The organism is Cupriavidus sp. (genome assembly GCF_057315035.1).
Genome location: NZ_DBHKYV010000014.1, coordinates 135314 through 155314, shown reverse-complemented (window position 1 = coordinate 155314; position 20001 = coordinate 135314). Strand labels below are relative to the sequence as shown.

General features: G+C 63.6%; 16 protein-coding genes and 2 tRNA genes. 7 read left to right on the top strand and 11 right to left on the bottom strand.

What is annotated here, in order from left to right; translation table 11 throughout:
* Positions 1–58: 58 nt before the first annotated feature.
* The 3 genes from ACO550_RS18700 (at position 59) to pgi (ending at position 4364) form a co-directional block, all read left to right on the top strand.
* The gene (locus ACO550_RS18700) at positions 59–1597 is read left to right on the top strand and encodes an NAD(P)H-hydrate dehydratase (RefSeq protein WP_315598197.1); all 1539 of its coding nucleotides are present in this window, start codon (positions 59–61) and stop codon (positions 1595–1597) included.
* A complete protein-coding gene (locus ACO550_RS18695) occupies positions 1594–2532 on the top strand; it encodes an EamA family transporter (protein ID WP_315598196.1) in 939 nt (312 codons plus the stop codon). Before ACO550_RS18700 ends, ACO550_RS18695 begins: the two co-directional genes overlap by 4 nt.
* Before the next feature lie 203 nt (positions 2533–2735).
* Entirely contained in the window at positions 2736–4364 is a 1629-nt protein-coding gene (gene pgi / locus ACO550_RS18690) for a glucose-6-phosphate isomerase (RefSeq protein ID WP_315598195.1), read from the top strand.
* Positions 4365–4374: 10 nt separating this feature from the next.
* Here pgi and ACO550_RS18685 read toward each other — a convergent pair whose 3' ends face one another.
* Complete coding sequence (locus ACO550_RS18685; protein WP_315598194.1) at positions 4375–5073, bottom strand: ATP-binding cassette domain-containing protein; 699 nt, start codon at positions 5071–5073, stop codon at positions 4375–4377.
* Between ACO550_RS18685 and ACO550_RS18680 the strand changes: the two genes are divergently transcribed.
* Positions 5072–5758, top strand: a complete 687-nt coding sequence (locus tag ACO550_RS18680) for an arylesterase (RefSeq protein ID WP_485994930.1) — start codon at positions 5072–5074, stop codon at positions 5756–5758. The genes ACO550_RS18685 and ACO550_RS18680 overlap by 2 nt on opposite strands.
* A gap of 103 nt (positions 5759–5861) precedes the next feature.
* Here the strand turns inward: ACO550_RS18680 and ACO550_RS18675 are convergent, their stop codons facing one another.
* The 8 genes from ACO550_RS18675 to mnmC form a co-directional block, all read right to left on the bottom strand.
* Complete coding sequence (locus tag ACO550_RS18675; protein ID WP_315598193.1) at positions 5862–7808, bottom strand: SurA N-terminal domain-containing protein; 1947 nt, start codon at positions 7806–7808, stop codon at positions 5862–5864.
* A 334-nt stretch (positions 7809–8142) separates the two neighbouring features.
* Positions 8143–8219: transfer RNA gene (locus ACO550_RS18670), tRNA-Asp, on the bottom strand.
* Positions 8220–8267: 48 nt separating this feature from the next.
* A tRNA-Val gene (locus ACO550_RS18665) sits at positions 8268–8343 on the bottom strand.
* Between the two features lie 243 nt (positions 8344–8586).
* Complete coding sequence (gene lon, locus ACO550_RS18660; RefSeq protein ID WP_315598202.1) at positions 8587–10998, bottom strand: endopeptidase La; 2412 nt, start codon at positions 10996–10998, stop codon at positions 8587–8589.
* Between the two features lie 266 nt (positions 10999–11264).
* A complete protein-coding gene (clpX, locus tag ACO550_RS18655; protein WP_315598192.1) occupies positions 11265–12542 on the bottom strand; it encodes an ATP-dependent Clp protease ATP-binding subunit ClpX in 1278 nt (425 codons plus the stop codon).
* A 289-nt stretch (positions 12543–12831) separates the two neighbouring features.
* Positions 12832–13482, bottom strand: coding sequence for an ATP-dependent Clp endopeptidase proteolytic subunit ClpP (gene clpP, locus ACO550_RS18650; protein WP_130390252.1), 651 nt, complete (start codon positions 13480–13482; stop codon positions 12832–12834).
* A gap of 105 nt (positions 13483–13587) precedes the next feature.
* Entirely contained in the window at positions 13588–14943 is a 1356-nt protein-coding gene (tig, locus tag ACO550_RS18645) for a trigger factor (protein ID WP_315598191.1), read from the bottom strand.
* A 146-nt stretch (positions 14944–15089) separates the two neighbouring features.
* Entirely contained in the window at positions 15090–17102 is a 2013-nt protein-coding gene (mnmC, locus tag ACO550_RS18640; protein WP_315598201.1) for a bifunctional tRNA (5-methylaminomethyl-2-thiouridine)(34)-methyltransferase MnmC2/FAD-dependent 5-carboxymethylaminomethyl-2-thiouridine(34) oxidoreductase MnmC1, read from the bottom strand.
* A gap of 123 nt (positions 17103–17225) precedes the next feature.
* On the opposite strand from mnmC, the gene ACO550_RS18635 reads away from it, so the two are divergent.
* On the top strand, positions 17226–18083 hold the full coding sequence (locus tag ACO550_RS18635; protein WP_315598200.1) for a 23S rRNA (adenine(2030)-N(6))-methyltransferase RlmJ: 858 nt from the start codon (positions 17226–17228) through the stop codon (positions 18081–18083).
* Here ACO550_RS18635 and ACO550_RS18630 read toward each other — a convergent pair.
* On the bottom strand, positions 18058–18408 hold the full coding sequence (locus ACO550_RS18630) for a VanZ family protein (protein ID WP_315598190.1): 351 nt from the start codon (positions 18406–18408) through the stop codon (positions 18058–18060). The genes ACO550_RS18635 and ACO550_RS18630 overlap by 26 nt on opposite strands.
* 98 nt (positions 18409–18506) lie before the next feature.
* Positions 18507–18932 carry a hypothetical protein gene (locus ACO550_RS18625; protein ID WP_315598189.1) on the bottom strand — a complete coding sequence of 142 codons (426 nt, stop codon included), beginning with the start codon at positions 18930–18932 and terminating at the stop codon, positions 18507–18509.
* Positions 18933–19184: 252 nt separating this feature from the next.
* Between ACO550_RS18625 and ACO550_RS18620 the strand changes: the two genes are divergently transcribed.
* Together ACO550_RS18620 and ACO550_RS18615 are read left to right on the top strand one after the other, a co-directional pair.
* A complete protein-coding gene (locus ACO550_RS18620; protein ID WP_315598188.1) occupies positions 19185–19745 on the top strand; it encodes an RBBP9/YdeN family alpha/beta hydrolase in 561 nt (186 codons plus the stop codon).
* 21 nt (positions 19746–19766) lie between these two features.
* Positions 19767–19886: an alpha-hydroxy-acid oxidizing protein gene (locus ACO550_RS18615; RefSeq protein ID WP_315598199.1), complete on the top strand. Its 120-nt coding sequence runs from the start codon at positions 19767–19769 to the stop codon at positions 19884–19886.
* The last annotated feature ends 115 nt before the right edge of the window (positions 19887–20001 follow it).

Below are 20001 nucleotides of genomic sequence, written 5' to 3'. Positions count from 1 at the left end.
CTTCCCCCCCTCTTCCGGAGCAGCACCGGAACCCTCGACTGCATGGACTGCGCTCGACGTGGCCAGCGACGACCCGACACCACTGTACGATGTGGCCACCATCCGGCGGGTCGAGCAGGCCGGGCTGGATGCCACGCCCGCCTTTACGCTGATGTCGCGGGCCGGTGCCGCCACCGCGGACTGGATTCACCATCATGTGCCCGAAGGCCGCATCCTGTTCCTGGCGGGCCAGGGCAACAACGGCGGCGATGCGTTGGTGGCCGCCACACGCCTGCACCAGGCCGGGCGGCTGGTCGAGGCCTGGCTGATTGCCGAAGCCGACCGGCTGCCTGCCGATGCGGCGCGCGCATGGTTCGAGGCCCGCACCGCCGGCGTGCCACAGCTCGCCATGCATCCCGACCCCGATGCCGCATTGCCACCGTGGCCGACAGGCTGCGTGGCGATCGTCGAAGGCCTGCTCGGCATTGGCCTGAACCGCGCGGCCGATGGCAACGTGGCGCGCTGGATCGCGCATCTCAATGCCTCACGGCTGCCCGTATACGCACTCGATATTCCTAGTGGCCTGTTTGCCGATACCGGCGCGGGCCAGCCCGCCGTGCGGGCCCGGCGCACGCTGACGTTCCTGGCGGCCAAGCCTGGCCTGCTGACACTCGACGGCCGCGATTGTGCCGGCGCCATCGACATCGCACCGCTTGGACTCGACTATCCGCCCGCTGAGCGACCCGTTGCCGTAGTCAACCAGCCCGGCGGCTTCGTCCACGCCCTGCCGCGGCGCGAGCACGCCGACAACAAGGGCCGCTTCGGCAGCCTGGCCGTCATCGGCGGCAACCACGGCATGACCGGCGCGCCCTTGCTCGGGGCGCGCGCGGCGCTGCATCTTGGCGCGGGCCGCGTCCATGTGGGGTTCCTTGCGCAACCGGCCCCGGCGCTCGACCCGGTGCATCCGGAACTGATGCTTCATCCGGTCACGGAGCTATCGCTCGATACGATGTCCGCCTTCGTGGCCGGCCCTGGCATGGGCAGCGGTACCGCCGCACGCAAGCAGTTGGCGCAACTGATCGACATCTGTGCCAATGCGGAACCGCCATTGCCGCTGGTGCTCGATGCCGACGCGCTGAACCTGCTGGCCGCCGACACCGCACTGGGCCAGCAACTGCGCGACGGCAACGTGGCATGCATCATGACCCCGCATCCGCTCGAGGCGGCACGCCTGCTGGGCAACAACGTTGCCGAGGTGCAGCGCGACCGCATTGCCGCCGCCCATGCACTTGCCTCGCAGTGGCAGGCCACCGTCGTACTCAAGGGATCGGGTACGGTTATCGCCACGGCGGACCATGATCCGCCCGCCATCAATCCGACCGGCAATGCCGGCCTTTCCACCGCCGGCACCGGCGACGTCCTCGCGGGCATGATCGGCGCGCTTCTGGCGCAAGGCATGCCATTGCCTGCCGCGGCGCATGCAGCGGTATGGATCCATGGCCGCGCGGCCGATCGGCTCGTTGCTGCCGGCACCGGTCCGGCCGGACTGACCGCCAGCGAACTCTACCTGCCGGCGCGCGCGATCTTCAATGCGCTGCTGCAAGGCGGCGCAGCGTGAACCATGCCATGGCACTGGCGGGCGAAGAAGACCGACGCCGCCGCCTGTTGACGGGGATCGCGCTGCTGGTTGTGGGCCAATGGATCCTGAGCCTGCTCGATGCCACGGGCAAGACATTGACCCAGCAAGGCCTGCCAGTGGTGGCCGTGGCGTGGGTACGCTATCTCGGGCATGTGGTGGCCATTTTCCTGTTGATTGGCCCGGCACGCTGGCGGCAGCTGTCGCGCCCGGCCCTGCCGCGCCTGCAATGGCTGCGCGGCGCGCTGATGCTGGCATCGACGCTGGTGTTCTTCACGGTACTCAAGCTGATGCCGCTGGCCACCGCCACCGCGCTGAACTTCTGCGCGCCACTGATCGTGGTCGCGCTGTCGCCCTGGCTGCTGGGAGAACGTCCCGGCGTGCACGCACGCTGGACGCGCTGGATCGGGGTTGGTATCGGTTTCGCGGGCATGCTGGTGGTGGTACGCCCTGGCGGCGAACTTAGTCCGCTCGGCATGGGACTGGGCCTGCTGTCGGCCCTGCTGTTCGCACTGCTGCAGATGCTCACGCGCCGCATCGCGGCACATGATGCACCCATGACCACGCTGATCCAGAGCGGCGTGACCGGTGCCGCGCTGACCACGGTGCTGGTGCCATTCTTCTGGTTCGAGGCCGTACCGACCCTGCCCCAGGGCGCCCTGCTGCTGTCGGCGGGCGTGACCGGTTCGCTAGGGCACTACTTCGTGATCCGTGCCTTTCAGTACGCCGATGCCTCGTTCCTGAGCCCGTTCCTGTACCTGCAGATCTTCTCGGCCACCGTGGTCGGTTATTTTGCGTTCGGACATCTGCCCGACTGGACCACCGCACTCGGCATTGCCGTGATTTGCGTGGGTGGCGTGTGCGTGGCTGGCGGAGAGCCGCTGTTGCGGCGCATTGCGATGCGCTTGCAACGCTGACGCGTACGTTTGCGCACAAAACTCGCCAGGCGTCGGACAATAACCGATACGGATTGCCCCATTGACCTGCTAAGGTTTGCCGATACCGCAAGCGCCGTTACTTTTTGCAGCCACTTCCGGCTTTTGACATCACATTGAGGCGATATACTTGCGTTCGGGCCCGCTGCCGCGGGCATATGTCCCCCCGATTTCCAGAAGAACGCATGCCGACTGAATTCCACGCCTGGACCGCCCTTCGCCAACACTACGATGCCATCAGCCATACGCCGATGCAGCAGTGGTTTGCCGATGCCGAGGCGGCCCGCCGGGTCGAGGACTTCTCGCTGGAAGCCGCCGGCCTTTACCTCGATTTCTCGAAGAACCGCATCACGTTCGAAACCTTTGCGCTGCTGATGAAGCTGGCCGAGGAAGCGGGCGTGACCCAGCGCCGCGACGCGATGTTCGCGGGCGAACATATCAACACCACCGAAGATCGCGCAGCGCTGCATGTCGCGCTGCGTGCGCTGCCTGACGCACCGTTCAAGGTCGATGGCAAATCGGTGATGCCCGGCATTCACGACGTACTGCATCGCATGCGCGATTTTGCCGCGCGCGTGCGCACCGGCGCATGGACCGGCTTTACTGGCCAGGCCATCACCGACATCGTCAATATCGGCATCGGTGGCTCGGACCTCGGGCCGCGCATGGTATGCCGTGCCTTGGCGCATCTTGCAGATCCGCGCGGTCCGCGCATGCATTTCGTGTCGAACGTCGATGGCACCGAACTGGCCGAGACGCTGGTCCGGCTCGACCCGGCACGCACACTGGTCATCGTCTGCTCGAAGACGTTCACCACGCTGGAAACCATGGCCAATGCGTGCAGCATGCGTGAATGGTTCCTGCGCAACGGCGTCGCCGAAAACCAGCTTGCGCGCCATTTCGTCGCGGTGTCGACCAACCGTGAGGCGGTCGTCAAATTCGGTATCGACCCCGCCAACATGTTCGAGTTCTGGGACTGGATTGGCGGACGCTTTTCGCTGTGGTCGTCGGTCGGCCTGTCGATTGCACTGGCCGTGGGCTTCGATGCATTCGAGGACCTGCTACTGGGCGGCCGCGCCATGGACGACCATTTCCGCACGGCGCCGCTGGCGCGCAATATGCCTGTGGTCATGGGCATGCTCGGAATCTGGTATCGCAACTACTTTGGCATGCCTACCAGTTGCATGGCGCCCTATTCGACGTCGCTCGAACTGTTCCCGGCGTTCCTGCAGCAACTGGAAATGGAAAGCAACGGCAAGTCGGTGCAACTGAACGGCGACCCGGTGCACGTGGATACCTCGCCCGTGGTCTGGGGCACGGCCGGCACCAATGGCCAGCATGCCTATTTCCAGATGATTCACCAGGGCTCGCAGATCGTGCCGGTGGATTTCGTGGCGCCGCTGGTGCCCCCGCGCGAACTGCCGGGCCATCATGCCAAGCTGCTGGCCAACTGCTTTGCGCAGGCCGAAGCACTGATGCGCGGGCGTAGTGCCGAAGAATTGCGCGCGGCTGGCATCAGCGACGAAGCGCGCATCCCGCACATGGTGTTCGAAGGCAATCGTCCCAGCAATACGCTGCTGATGGAAGACCTGACGCCGCATGTGCTGGGCGCACTGATCGCGCTTTACGAGCACCGCACGTTCGTGCAGGGCGTGGTGTGGAACATCAATTCATTCGACCAGTGGGGCGTGGAGCTAGGCAAGATCCTGGCACGTCCGATCGAATCGGAACTGAAGGGCCAGGGTACGGCCACGCACGATGCATCGACCGCCTCGCTGATTGCTCGCGCCCGCAGGGTGCTGGGACGCGCCTGACGCGCAACCGCTAGATTTCCGTTCCCATCAGTTCGTCGCTGGCCACACGGCCAGCGTCGATGGTCAGGATGCGGCCGCAACGGGCCGCCACGGAGCGATCGTGCGTGACCAGCACCAGCGTGGATCCCGCATCGCGGTTCAGTTCGAACATCAGCGCGATCACCGCCTCGCCCGTGGCGGTATCCAGGCTGCCGGTGGGCTCATCGGCAAACAGGATGGCGGGCCGCGCCACGAACGCGCGGGCCAGCGCCACGCGCTGTTGTTCGCCGCCCGACAAGGTGCGCGGATAATGTGACAACCGCTTACCCAACCCCACGCGTTCGAGCATTTCCGTGGCACGCTCGCGTATGCGATCGGTTTCGCCACGCAATTCAAGCGGCAGCATGACGTTCTCCAGCGCGGTCAGGTGACCAACCAGCTGGAACGACTGGAACACAAATCCGACATGGCGGCCGCGCAACGCCGCGCGCTGGTCTTCGTCGAGCTGGAACAGGTCTTGTCCATGCAGGCGCACGGATCCGTTGCTCGGCAGGTCAAGGCCGGCCAGCAAGCCCAGCAGCGTGGATTTGCCCGAACCGGACGCGCCGACAATGGCCAGCGTTTCGCCCGCCGTGACGGAAAACGAGACGTCGTGCAAAATCGTCAGCGAACCCGTCGTGTCGGCTACGGTCTTTCCGAGTGACTCGACAGCAAGAATGGAAGAAGACATGCGCGAGAAGATTGGAAACGTTAATCGCCGGCGGCTGCTGGCGGCTGGTTGTGCGACTGCCGTCGTCGCGTTCGGTTCACTGGCATCCATGCCCGCCCTGGCCCAGGCTGCCGGCCCCGCGGTACTGATACTGGGCGACAGCCTGTCCGCCGAATACGGGATCGCGCGTGGCACTGGCTGGGTCAGCCTGCTGCAGGAACGCCTGCGCCATGAGCGGTTCGATTATAGCGTCGTCAATGCCAGCATCAGCGGCGAAACCACGGTCGGCGGCAAGACCCGGCTGCCCGACCTGCTCAAGCGGCACAAGCCGGCCGTCGTGGTGGTGGAACTGGGTGCCAACGACGCGCTGCGCGGGCTGTCCCTGCAGTCGACCGAGACCAACCTGCGTGGCATCGTTGGCGATGCGCAGAAGGCCGGCGCACAGGTGGTGCTGGTCGGCATGCGCATTCCGCCGAACTATGGCACCGACTATACCGAGCGATTCTTCGGACTGTTTCCGAAACTGGCCAGGGAATACCGCACGCAACTGGTGCCCTTCTTCCTCGACAAGGTCATTGCCCGGCCGGAATGGTTCCAGGACGACCGGATTCATCCCACATCGGCCGCGCAAGCCACTCTGCTCGACAACATATGGCCTGCGCTGAAACCGCTGCTCAAGCCCCCAGGCAAGCCTAGAACGAAGTAAAACAAAAAGCCCCTGCAGGTCGATGACCGCAGGGGCTTTTTATTGCCTTGCTGATTTGCTGCCTTGCTGTCTTGCCGACAGCAACCAGTAGTGTCAGTGGGTGTCAGCGGGCAGCAGCGTCGCTTGCCGCGGCGGCATCGTCGGTCTTCACCGGATGCAGCACCTTCACCTTGGCCTTGGCCTTCAGCGCGTCGTAGTAGGCCGCAAGCTCGGTCTGGCCAGCCAGTTGGCTCAGCTGCTGCGCGTCAGCCTGACGCTGGCCCGGATTGGCCTGCGCGGGGGTACCCACCTTGGTGATGCGGTAGATCGCATAGCCATCGGCACCCAGGTCCACACCAACCACCGACGGCAGCTTCGTGGCATCGGCGCGCATGATGGCATCCACAGCCTTCGGCGACAGGCCATCGGCCTTGGCACGCGACACGGTCATCAGTGCGCCGAAGCCGTCGGCACTGCCGCTCTTCCTGAGCGCTTCCAGACGTGCCTCACCATCCTTGCGAGCCAGCTCGGCAGCCTGCTGCGCGATATAGGCCTGGCGCACCTGCGCTTCCACGTCCTCGAACTTGCGGGCCGCGGCCGGACGGTAGTCGACGATACGTGCCGACACCAGCGTCGTGGGACCGACCTGGACGGCTTCGGTATTGCGCTTGTTCTTGATGATATCGTCGCTGAACAGTGCCTTGAGCAGCTTCTCGTTGTTGAGCGGGCTGTCCTTGCCCAGCGCCGGGTTCGGCTGGCGCGTGACATTGTCAGCCGTCTGGATCGTCAGCTTGAACTTGTCGGCAGCCGGCTTCAGGCTGTCGGACTGTTCGTAGACCGTGTTGCCAAATGCATCAGCCTGTTCGGCGTACTTCTTGCCTGCCAGCTGCTTCTTCAGTTCGGCTTCCAGTTCCGGACGCACCGCGTCCAGCGGCTGCGTAGCGGCCGGCTTGATGCCGGTGAGCTTGATGATGTGGTAGCCGTAGTCGGTTTCCACCAGGTCGCTGATCTGGCCGTCCTTGAGCGCGTACATTGCGTCTTCGAACGGCTTGACCAGTGCGCCACGGCCCATGAAGCCGAGATCGCCACCGTTGGCCGCCGAGCCCGGATCCTGCGAGTTCTTCTTGGCCACGTCTGCAAACGTTTCCGGATGCTTGCGCACTTCATCGAGCAGCTTCTCGGCCTTTTCCTTCGCAGCCTTCCGATCGGCTTCCTTGGCATCCTTCGGCACGGTCACGAGGATGTGGCTGGCGCGGCGCTGCTCTTCCGTGCGGAAGCGCTGGACATTGCTGTCGTAGTAGGACTTCAGTTCCTCGGGCGTAACCGCCTGGCTCGCGGCCAGCGCGTCGCCCGACAGCACCACGTACTCGACCTTGGCCTGCTCCGGGGTGGTATAGGCCGACTGGTGCGACTCGTAGTAAGCCTTCAGCGCGGCAGCGTCCGGCGCCACCTTGGCCGTGAAGTCGGCCGGCTTGATCACCAGGGCCTGCACATCACGCTGCTGGTCACGGATCGCGATCAGTCGATCCAGCAACGACTTGGGCACGAATGCGGTAGTACCCACGGCGCCGCCCAGTTGCTGCGTGGCCAGTTCGAAGCGCATGCGCGAGTCAAGCTGCTCGGGCGTCATGCCTTGCGCCGCCAGCAATTGCACATAGGCCTTTTCATCGAACTTGCCATCGGGGCCGCGCAGCTGCGCAATTGCCGGAATGGCCTGGATGGCTTCGGCAACCTGCGCGTCGGAAACGGTCAGGTGCTTCTTCACGGTAGCGTCAGCCACCACGCGTTGCTGGATCAGTTGCTCCAGCACGGACTGGCGCGCCGCGGCGCCTTCGAACATGCGCGGATCGTAATTGTTGCCAAGCATCTGGCGCATACGTTCGCTCTGGTCTCGCACCACGTTGTCGATTTCCTGCACGGTAATGGCACGGCCATCGACCTTGGCAGCGTCGTGCGAACTGTCCATGAAGCGCGAGTAGCTCTCGACTCCAAAGAACACGAACGACGGGAAGACAAGCACCAGCAGCAGCAAAAGCATCAGGCGCCGGTTGTTGCGTACGAAATCAAGCATGCTGTTCGGGTAAAGGGTTGGGCCTTGGGCCGACGGTCAAACCCCGCGATTCTAGCAGGTGCGTGCGCCAAGGCCTGCGGAATGTGAATCGGGAGATGATGTTGGGTCAGGATTTGGCGATTTGGTGAGTTGGCGATTTGCCGGCGCTTTTGGCGTTCGCGCACCAACGAAGTGGAACGCCCGTTGCACGGGCCTTCCACTTCGGGGGCTCGCCTACGTTCCGCAGGCCGCGGATTCGCTTGCAAGCGAATCCCTTCGAGCCCCGCCGGGAGCTGCGCAGGCAGCTCCCTCCACTCCGCCCAAAAAAAAAGCCCGCGTGCGCGGGCTACTTTTTTGGCGGAGTGGACGGGGCTCGAACCCGCGACCCCCGGCGTGACAGGCCGGTATTCTAACCAACTGAACTACCACTCCTAATTGGGTCCCTTCTCGGCAATGCTATCGACCGCGCAGATGGTGAAGTGGTGGGTGCTGAGGGGCTCGAACCCCCGACCTACGCCTTGTAAGGGCGCCGCTCTACCAACTGAGCTAAGCACCCACTAGACCATCTGCAGCCTGTTGCCTGCAGGGTAATCTCGCTTCGCACGATTCGGCGGTTACTGCATGGTTGCCGCTGTTTGCGTTGCGAGGCCGCGATTGTAATACGATAGTTTTCGGTTTGCCAAGTGCTGATTGAAAGAATTTTCCGATTGGCCCTTTGTACGGAATCGAGGCACCAAACAAAAACGCCGCAGGGCTTGCCTGCGGCGTTCCGGTTCAACACGTACAGCGCGTACGACGCTCAGTGATGGATGCGATCCACCTGCGCCGCAGCCTTGTCTGCCACGTCGGCAGGCTTGGCCTCTTCATCCGGCAAAGCCTCGGGCTTGCGCTCGAGTGCCAGCTCCAGCACCTTGTCGATCCAGCGTACCGGCACGATCTCGATGGCGTTCTTGACGTTGTCGGGAATATCCGCCAAGTCCTTCACGTTCTCCTCGGGGATCAGCGCCAGCTTGATACCGCCACGATGGGCTGCCAGCAACTTCTCCTTGAGGCCACCGATCGGCAGCACTTCGCCGCGCAATGTGATCTCGCCAGTCATCGCCACATCGGCACGTACCGGAATACCGGTCAGCACCGACACCAGCACACTCGTCATCGCGATACCCGCCGACGGGCCATCCTTGGGGGTGGCGCCTTCAGGCACGTGGATATGGATGTCGCGCTTCTCGAACATCTCGTCCGCGATACCCAGACGACGCGCCCGTGAACGCACCACCGAACGCGCAGCCTCGACCGATTCCTTCATCACATCGCCAAGCGAACCCGTGCGCGAGATGTTGCCCTTGCCCGGCATGATCGCAGCCTCGATCGTCAGCAGGTCGCCGCCAACCTCGGTCCACGCCAGGCCAGTTACCTGGCCCACCTGGTTTTCCTTGTTGGCCAGGCCAAAGTCGTACTTGCGCACGCCAAGGAATTTGTCGAGGTTCTCGGAATCGACCTTGACCGCGCCCGACTCCTGCTTCAGCAGCAACAGCTTGACCACCTTGCGAGCGATCTTCGACACCTCACGTTCCAGCGAACGCACGCCAGCTTCACGTGTGTAGTAGCGGATGATGTCGCGGATAGCCGCTTCGGTCACGTCGATCTCGCCCTGCTTCAGCCCGTTGTTGCGAATCTGCTTGGGCAGCAGGTAGCGCGTGGCGATGTTGACCTTCTCGTCCTCGGTGTAGCCGGACAGGCGAATCACTTCCATCCGGTCCAGCAGCGGAGGCGGAATGTTCAGCGAGTTCGACGTTGCCACGAACATCACGTCCGACAGGTCGAAGTCCACCTCGATGTAGTGGTCCTGGAACGTATGGTTCTGTTCCGGGTCCAGCACTTCGAGCAGGGCCGACGACGGGTCGCCACGGAAGTCCATGCCCATCTTGTCGATTTCGTCGAGCAGGAACAGCGGATTGCGCACGCCAACCTTCGACAGGCTCTGCAGGATCTTGCCCGGCATCGACCCGATGTAGGTACGGCGGTGACCGCGAATCTCGGCCTCGTCACGCACGCCACCCAGTGCCATGCGCACGAACTTGCGGTTCGTGGCGCGCGCCACCGACTGGCCCAGCGAGGTCTTGCCCACGCCGGGAGGACCGACCAGGCACAGGATCGGCGCCTTCACCTTGTCCACGCGCTGTTGCACGGCAAGATACTCGAGAATGCGTTCCTTGACCTTCTCCAGGCCATAGTGGTCTTCGTCGAGCACGCGTTCGGCGTTCGCCAGGTCATTGTTGACCTTGCTCTTCTTGCGCCACGGCAGGTTGACCAGCGTGTCGATATAGTTGCGCACGACCGTGGCTTCCGCCGACATCGGCGACATCAGCTTGAGCTTCTTGAACTCGGCGTCGGCCTTCTTCTTGGCCTCCTTGGGCATGCGGGCAGCCTTGATGCGCTTGTCCAGCTCCTCAAGATCGGCACCTTCCTCGCCCTCGCCCAGTTCCTTCTGGATCGCCTTGACCTGTTCGTTCAGGTAGTACTCGCGCTGGCTCTTCTCCATCTGGCGCTTGACGCGGCCACGGATGCGCTTTTCCACCTGCAGGATGTCGATCTCGCCCTCGAGCTGCGACAGCAGGCTCTCGAGGCGCTCGGTCACCTTCACCATCTCCAGGATCTTCTGCTTCTGCTCGAGCTTGATCGGCAGATGCGCGGCGATGGTGTCGGCCAGGCGGCCAGCCTCGTCGATACCCGACAGCGATGTCAGGATCTCCGGCGGAATTTTCTTGTTGAGCTTCACGTACTGGTCGAACTGCGACACGATCGCGCGGCGCAGGGCCTCGGTCTCGGCCGATTCAACCGGTGCGGGCGGCACAGGCACGGCTTCGCACATGAAGTGCGAATCGTCCTCGCTCACTTCGGTGATGTTTGCTCGCTGCGTACCTTCGACCAGTACCTTTACGGTACCGTCGGGCAGCTTCAGCATCTGCAGGATGTTCGCGATGCAGCCGACCTCGTAGAGATCATCGGCGGTAGGTTCGTCTTTGGCGGCCGTTTTCTGTGCCACGAGCATGATGCTCTTGCCCGACTCCATCGCAGTCTCAAGCGCCTTGATGGACTTCGGGCGTCCCACGAACAGCGGGATCACCATGTGCGGAAACACCACCACGTCGCGCAGCGGCAACAGTGGGAGGCGAATCGGCTCAGCCGGGAGGAGTTGTGTTCCGGACATCATTTTCCCCAGTCAGTCATTTAAGGCGTAAATAGGGTCGCGGGAATCGATTGCAAGATACCCATCATCAATTCCTTGCACAGACAAACATGCTGCGGACTGCACTTGCGACCCACTGTGAAACAGCATACCCGCGTTTGCTCCCGTTCGTTTGTGGAATTGAAGAAAAAAAGCCGCTCGCTTTCCAGCGAACGGCAGCTTGAATTTTTCGCCAGTGTGGTAACGACCTCGCGGGTCCTTGGCATTCGGCGTCAGTGGAACCCCGCTCAGTTGGATCCCGCTACCTTGGGCTGCTGCTCCTCGTACATCAGCAGCGGCGGCGCATCGCCGGTGATCGTGTTTTCATCGATCACCACCTTCTGCACACCCTTGTAGTTCGGCAGGTCGTACATGACGTCCATCAGCGACTGCTCGAGGATCGAACGCAGGCCACGCGCACCGGTCTTGCGGCGGATAGCCTTGCGCGCGATCGCCGACAGCGCGGCCGGGCGGATTTCCAGTTCCACGCCTTCCATGGCGAGCAGCTTCTGGTACTGCTTGAGCAGCGCGTTCTTCGGCTCGACCAGGATCTGCATCAGCGCGGCCTCGTCGAGCTTGGCCAGCGTTGCTACCACGGGCAGACGTCCGATGAGTTCCGGAATCAGGCCGAACTTGATCAGGTCCTCCGGCTCGGTCTGCGGCAGCACTTCGCTGACTTCGCGTTCTTCCTTGCTCTGCACCTGTGCGTCAAAACCGATGCCGGTCTTGTCCGAACGCTGCATGATGACCTTTTCCAGCCCGTCAAATGCGCCACCGCAGATGAACAGGATGTTGGTGGTATCCACCTGCAGGAAGTCCTGGTTCGGGTGCTTGCGGCCGCCTTGCGGAGGTACCGATGCCATGGTGCCTTCGATCAGCTTCAGCAGCGCCTGCTGCACGCCCTCGCCGGACACGTCGCGCGTGATCGACGGGTTGTCGGACTTGCGCGAGATCTTGTCGATTTCGTCGATATAGACGATGCCGCGCTGGGCCTTCTCAACCTCGTAGTTGCAGTTCTGCAGCAGCTTCTGGATGATGTTCTCGACGTCCTCGCCCACATAGCCCGCTTCGGTCAGCGTGGTGGCGTCGGCGATCACAAACGGGACGTTGAGCAGGCGCGCCAGCGTCTGCGCGAGCAGCGTCTTGCCCGAACCGGTCGGTCCGATCAGCAGGATGTTGCTCTTGGACAGCTCGACATCGTCCTTCTTGCCGAGGTGCTTCAGGCGCTTGTAATGGTTGTATACCGCGACGGCCAGGATCTTCTTGGCCTGCTCCTGACCAATCACGTACTGGTCAAGGCTTTCGCGGATTTCGTGCGGAGTGGGCAGATCCGAGCGCGTCGCCGCGGCGACGTCCTTGTCGGTCGCGGCGGCCTCGTCACGGATGATCTCGTTGCACAGGTCGATGCATTCGTCGCAAATGAACACCGACGGGCCGGCGATAAGCTTCTTCACCTCGTGCTGGCTCTTGCCGCAGAACGAGCAGTAGAGAAGTTTCTCGCTGGATGAACCTTTTTTGTCCGCCATAGGAATCAGTCACATTAGCAGTGTGGTCCCCGCCAGAGAGGTCCTGACGGGAAACGCATTAAACGCATCATACGCCAAAACAATTGGCGCGGTCGGCGGCAATCCCTGCGTGTGGGGCAAAACGCAAAAACGAGGCACGCGGCCTCGTTCCGGTGTAGCCTTCGTCATTTGGAACGCAGGCCCTGCGGCAACGGCCGGCTCCGTCAGATATCGCCCGGGCGATTCCGCGTGGAACGCGACCGGGCAAACATGCCGACGCACCGGCTCAAGCCACAACACACAAACGCGCTTAGCTGCGGCGCGTAATCACCTTGTCGATCAGACCGTAGTCCACCGCCTGGTCGCCGCTCATGAAATTGTCGCGATCGGTGTCGCGCGCAATCTTCTCGACCGGTTGACCGGTGACTTCGGACAGGATGCTGTTCAGGCGCTCGCGCAGGTACAGGATCTCACGCGCCTGGATCTCGATATCCGATGCCTGGCCACGGGCTCCGCCCAGCGGCTGGTGAATCATGATGCGCGAGTTCGGCAGCGCGCTACGCTTGCCCTTGGCACCTGCCGCCAGCAGGAATGCACCCATGCTGGCCGCCATGCCCATGCAGAGCGTCTGCACGTCAGGCTTGACGAATTGCATCGTGTCGTAGATCGCCAGGCCTGCCGAAACCGAGCCACCGGGCGAATTGATGTACAGCGACACGTCCTTGTCCGGGTTCTCGCTTTCGAGGAACAGCAACTGGGCTACCACCAGGTTGGCGGTCTGGTCGTTGACTTCACCGACCATGAAGATAACGCGTTCCTTGAGCAGGCGCGAGTAGATATCGTACGCGCGCTCGCCCCGGCCGGACTGCTCGACAACCATCGGCACCAGTCCGAGACCCTGGGTCTCCAGGGCGGAAGCCTGCGTGGTTGCCAGACGATCAAGCAAATCATTGCGGGTCATGCAGGTTCTCCAGATTTTCAGGAATAGCGTCAACCGGCCAGCGCGCGAGACCGGCTGACGTAGGCCGGCGCCGCGTGGCTACGCGGCCTCCGGCCATGCCCGACTTCAGGCCTGGCCTTGCTCGGGCGTGGCGGTGAGTTCTTCGAACGACACCGACTTGTCCGTGACCTTGGCCTTGTCGCACACGAAATTTACCACGTTGTTTTCGAGCACGTAGGCTTCCATTTCAGCCAGGCGTTGCTGGTCGCCGTAGTACCAGCGCATGACTTCCTTCGGGTCCTCGTAGCTCTTCGCGAAGTCCTCGATTTCAGCCTTGACCTGGTCCGGCTTGGCTTCCAGGCCGTTGGCCTTGACGATCTCGGCCAGGATCAGACCCAGCTTGACGCGACGCTCGGCTTGCTGCGCGAACATCTCGGCCGGAATCGGCATGTCCTTGGCGTTCGGCATGCCACGCTGTTCCAGATCGCGGCGGGCCATTTCCACCAGGCGTTCCTGGTCCTGTTCGATCAGGGCCTTCGGCACGTCCAGCTCGCTCACCTTCAGCAGCGCTTCCATGACCTGGTCCTTCAGCATGGCGTGCGTGCGGCGCTTGACTTCGCGCTCGAGGTTTTCGCGGATGTCGGCGCGCATCTTGTCAACGCTGCCGTCGGCAATGCCGAGCGACTTGGCGAATCCGTCGTCCACTTCCGGCAGATGAGCCCACTCCACCTTCTTCAGCGTGATCGTGAACTCGGCAGTCTTGCCGGCCACTTCCTTGCCGTGGTAGTCCTCGGGGAAGCTCAGCGGGAACGACTTGCTCTCGCCTTCCTTCAGGCCCAGCGTGGCCTGCTCGAACTCGGGCAGCATGCGGCCTTCGCCCAGCACGTACACGAAGTCTTCGGCCTTGCCGCCGGCGAATTCAACGCCGTCGATCTTGCCCACGAAGTCCACCGTCACGCGGTCGCCATTCTGGGCGGCCACATCGGCGCCACCGTCACCGTGGGCGCCGGCTTCGCCGCGGCCATGGTAGTGCACGCGCTGCTTGCGCAGGATGTCGACGGTCTTGTCGATCTCGGCGTCGCCGATCTCGGTCTTGGTGCGGGTCACCTCGGCCGACGTCAGGTCGCCGAGCTTGACTTCCGGATACACCTCGAACGTGGCTTCGAAGGCCAGTTCGTCTTCCGCCACGCCATCGGTCTTGATGTCGAACTTCGGCTGGCCGGCCACCTTTACTTCCTGAGCCTGGGTGATGTCGAAGAACTTGCGTGCGGCCTTGTCGAAGCGGACTTCGAACTCAACCTGCTGGCCGTACTGCTTCTCGACCATCTTCATCGGCACCTTGCCCGGACGGAAGCCGGACATCTTCACGGTCTTCGACAGACGCACCAGACGTTCCTGGGTTTCCTTCTGCACTTCGGCCTTGGGAATAGCCAGGGTTACCTTGCGGTCCAGCTTGCCGAGGTTTTCAATGACGTTCGACATGGTCGTTAATCCAATCCAGAAATGTTGTTGTCAGCGCAACCGCTTGCGCACCTGCCGCATGGCTCGCGCGAGCAGGATTCTCCGCGCAAACGGAAAACGCGGATTATCGCACGATTTTCATTCGCTTCCGGCAGTTTTTACCCTAGTCAGTCTTGATCCAGCCCCGTATCGGGTACTACCGGGTCCTGCGCGCGCCCGTGACGCAGCGCTCGCAGCAGCAAGCGGGCCGGGTCGATGGCATCCGCCAGATCCGCTTCCAGCGGCAAAGGCTCGCCTTCCAACTGGCAGGCGATCAGCTCCGCACCCAGCGCTGCCCATGTGAGGCCGCGCGACCCATATGCAAGGGCTGCGTAGAGCCCATCGGCGCGCGGCAGATCACGAAACTGCGCGCCACGCAGCGCATTGGCATCCGCCAGGGCGCGCGCCTCGTCAGGCATCCGGCCAATCAGTGGCAGGCGATTATGCGTGACCGTCCGTACGCCCACGTAACCGTGCAACGTGGCGGGATCGATCCGTGCTATCCCGGCCGCGCGCTCCGGCATCAGCGATGCAAGCCGCGCAAGATTCGCAGCGTGCATCGCCGGATCTTCAACCAGCGGCCCCTTGTCGTCCTCGTAACTGGAACCCATGCGCGCCCCGCCCTGCTCACCTCGCGGCAGCAGGTATCCGTTACCAGTGACCACGCAGTCGGGCCACCCGCCAAGCGCATCAACCTGCCGCGCATCGAGGTCGGTCAACTGCCCGCGCACGCGGCGCAGCGCCAGGAATCGCGCCGATACCAGCCGTTCGGCCTCATGTGCATTGGCCAGTACCAGCACCGGTGCGCTGGCCAGCACTGCACCGGAAGAGTCGGCGGCCAGCCACTGGCCATCCACATGGGAGATACCCGCCACGCGGCACCCGAAACGCGCATCGAGCATGGTGCCCGCGGCCGCCAGCTGGGCGCGGCAGATATCGGGCGGCGCCACCCAGCCGCCTTGCGGGAACCACAATCCGCCACGGCCCACGGCGGCGCCGTGGCGCTCGCCGGCTTCCTCGGGAGACATCCAGCGCACGAACGACTCCGGAAAGCCCAGCGCAGCCAGCGCGGCTCGCTGCGCCGCATTGTCGGCATCGTCCTCGCCAATCTGGAGCACCCCGCAACCGTTCCAACCCGGCGGATGCCCAGTGGCCGCCAATGCGCGCCAGGCGCGCAAGGCCTGGAGGTTTCCGGCGCGCGACAGCCGCGAAAGCTGACTGTCGTCGGCCGACACGTGCGCATGCATGGCTGCCGCGCGATGGCCCGAGGTCTGGCGAGCCGGCGCATCATGTGCATCGAACAACGTGACGCGCCAGCCGCGCGCGGCCAGCCTTTCGGTCACCGCACAACCGGCCAGTCCCGCCCCGATCACAATGGCGTGCCGTTCGGCCCATTGGGCAGCGTCGGGCGGCGCGTGGCGACGAATCTTCCAGAGCGGCGCAAAGCGCGCCACGGTCATATGGAACTTGCCGGCGAAGCCTTGTACCTTGCTGACCTCGAAACCCACGGCCTTGAGACCGCGCCGCACAAAGCCGGCAGCGGTATAGGTGGCCAGCGTGGCGCCCATCCGCGCCAGCCTTGCCAGCCCGCGCAACACGGCGTCCGACCACATGTCGGCGTTGCATGACGGCGAGAAGCCGTCGAGATAGAACGCATCGGCGCCAGCCACGAGCCTTGGCAGCATGGCCTCGGCGTCGCCGAAAGCCAGCGTCAACGTGACGGCCCCGCCCTCGAAGGTCAGCCGATGCAGGCCCGGCAGCGCGTCGGGCCATTGTTGTTGCAGCTCCCCGGCCAACGGCAACAGGTCGTCACCCAAGCCGGCATGCAGCTGCGCCAGCCCCTCGCGCGTGAAGGGGTGTTTCTCGATCGAGACGAAATGCAGGCGCCGGCAGCGTAGCGGGTCATTGCGCCATGCCTGCCATGTGGCCAGGAAGTTCAACCCCTGTCCGAAGCCGGTCTCGACGATGACGAACTGATCGCGTCCGGCCCAGTTGCCAGGCAGGCCATTGCCGCCCAGGAACACGTGCAGCGCCTGCTCCAGGCCGCCGTCGGGGCTGTGGTAGAGGTCGTCGTAGCGCGGCGAATAAGGGATGCCGTCTTCGGAAAGAATGGGCTCGGCGGACTCCAGGGCACGCGGCATGGCTATGATGGATACGGCGGAAATGGCGGCGGATGGTAGCATAGCGCCCTTCGCGCCAACCGTCCGCCACACCTCGCCACGCCTTTTTGCGAGCGAAGTTTGCGCGCCGTCATCCGCCTCGCCATGCTCAGTTACCGTCACGCCTTCCACGCCGGCAATCACGCCGATGTCCTCAAGCACGCCGTCGTCGTCCAGTTGCTGGACTACCTGACGCAGAAGGACAAGCCGTTCTGGTACGTCGACACCCACGCCGGCGCGGGGCTCTATGCGCTCGACCACGCCTACGCGCAGAAGAAATCGGAGTTCGAGACCGGCATCGGCCCGCTCTGGCGCGCCGCCGCTGCCGGCGAAGCACTGCCCGAACTGCTCGAAGCCTACCTGGACCAGGTGCGCGAGCTCAATGAAGACGGCAACCTCAAGCACTACCCCGGTTCGCCGTGGCTGGCCTGGCAAATGCTGCGCGAGCCCGATCGCATGCGCCTGTTCGAACTGCACAGCACCGAAATCCAGGTGCTGCGCGACAACTTCCGCGGTGCCGGCCGCAAGGTCATGCTGTATGACGGCGACGGCTTCAACGGCATCAAGGCAATCCTGCCCCCGCCGCCGCGCCGGGCCCTGGTACTGATCGACCCTTCATACGAAGACAAGCAGGACTACGCCCGCACGCTCGATACGCTCAAGGCTGGCCTGGAGCGCTTTGCCACCGGCATGTACGCCATCTGGTATCCCGAAGTGCAGCGCCGCGAATCGACGCAACTGCCCGCACAACTGAAGCGCCTGCCGCTCAAGAGCTGGCTGCATGTGTCGCTGACCGTCAAGCATCCGGTCGATGGCGGGCTCGGACTGCATGGCAGCGGCATGTTCATCGTCAACCCACCCTGGACGCTCAAGGCCGCGTTGCAGGAAGCGATGCCGAAGCTGGTCGAACTGCTCGGCCAGGACAGCGGCGCAACGTTCACGCTCGAATCGCTCGATAACTGAACAGCAGGCCGACGGCGATGCCCAGTGAATCGGCCATCAGGTCGTGCCACGAGGCATCGCGATAGCTCGTCATCGACTGCAATATCTCGATCAGGCCACCATAGGCGACCAGCCCGAGCACCACGTGCCATAGCCGTCCGGGCCAGGCACGCACACCGAGCATCGCCAGCACGCCAAATGCCAGCAGGTGGTTGGTCTTGTCCCAGCCCGTGGTGGGCTCCGGGATCGATGGCGGCAGCAATGCAAGCACCAGCACGGCCAGCGCGCATACGGTGAAGAACAGCCGGAATTGGGAAAGGGTCAGCGGGCGCAAATCGTCATCCATCCGTAGTACGTACCGATCAACCGATCGAGCATCGTACAACGGCGCGGTGCACTCGGTGGGATGGCGTACGGACCGACGCCGAATCCCGGCCCTGAACTTCAGTCGTCACGACGGCCATTACCGCGGCCGCGCTTGCCATTGTCGCCCTGGTCACCGTCCCGCCCACGGCCGCGATCGTCGCGACGATCCCCGCCACGATGCTCGGCCCGCTCATCGCGCCGTTGCCAGCCGTGCTTGTCGCCGTTTTTGTCGCCCTGATCGTTGCCACGGTTCGACGCGCGATGACCATGGTTATCGCGATCCCGGTCGTTACGGTCCCAGCCGCGATTCCAGTCCCGGCTCCAGTTGCTCCGGTCACTGCGATTCCAGTCGCTACGCCGATGGCCGTCATCCCAGCCGTAATAGCCGCCGTGGTATCCACCCTGGTACGGCGCATGGCCGCGCCGATAGTCGTCGTCGTAAGGAACGGCGCATCCGGTGAGCAGTGCCGCCGCAGTGACGGATAGCACGTGAAGGGACTTCATGCTTGGACTTTCGTTGAATCAGGAAAGCCGAGCATACCGGGCGGCAACCACGACGGTTGTAAGAAATGGTGTCTCTCCGTCACAGAACGGGGCCACACAGCCAGCATTCTGGCACCGAAAGTCAAATGCCTGTCGCCTATTGTCAAGCGCAAGGGATGCGCCGCGCCGATACTGGCGGACGACCCAACAACGTCCGGATGCGGCACCCGCAGCGGTGCACATCAGGGCGACGCCCGCCCTCGAAATACAGTCATGCCTCCTACGACCCCAACCGTCCTGATCGTCCCCGGCCTGCGCGACCATGTGCCGGAACACTGGCAAACGTTGCTTGCGCTTGAACTGCCCCGCGCGATCTCCGTTGCCCCGCTTGAGCATGACAAGCTGAGCTGCGCCGCGCGGGTCGATGCGATCGATCGCGCTCTGGCCATCATCGAGGGACCGGTCATCATCGTGGCACACAGCGCTGGCGCGATCATGGTGGCCCGATGGGCGGCCCGCGGCATCACGCGGAACATCGCTGGCGCATTGCTCGCGGCACCTGCAGATCTGGAGACGCCGCTGCCGGCCGGGTATCCGACCATCGACACATTGCGCGACCACGACTGGCTTCCGATCCCCCGCGACAAGTTACCGTTTCCGAGCATCGTTGCGGCAGGCAGCAATGATCCGCTGACGCGGCTCGAGCGCGCCCGTGACATGGCGCAGGCGTGGGGCAGCCGCTTCGTGAATCTTGGCGAGGTTGGACACCTGAACCCTGCTTCCGGCTACGGCGCGTGGCCGCGAGCGGAGGAATTCATCCGCGAACTCTCGTGATGGCGAACCACGGCCGACCTCCTGTCGATCGGCCGTGGCATTTCGCGCGCTATCACCCTGTTGCGCGACGAGGTCGATCGAAACATGGCCATGCTTGGCGTGCGGACCCTCGACCAGGTAGACAGGTCCGTGATTATCTAGCCAGCGTTGGAAGGAATTGCGGCGGGTCCTGAATCACCGGACCCGCCTTGAACGAACCTGCCGCGGGTCAGATTACGAAGATGGCAAGGTGCTCAAAATAAGTCCAACACTCTCG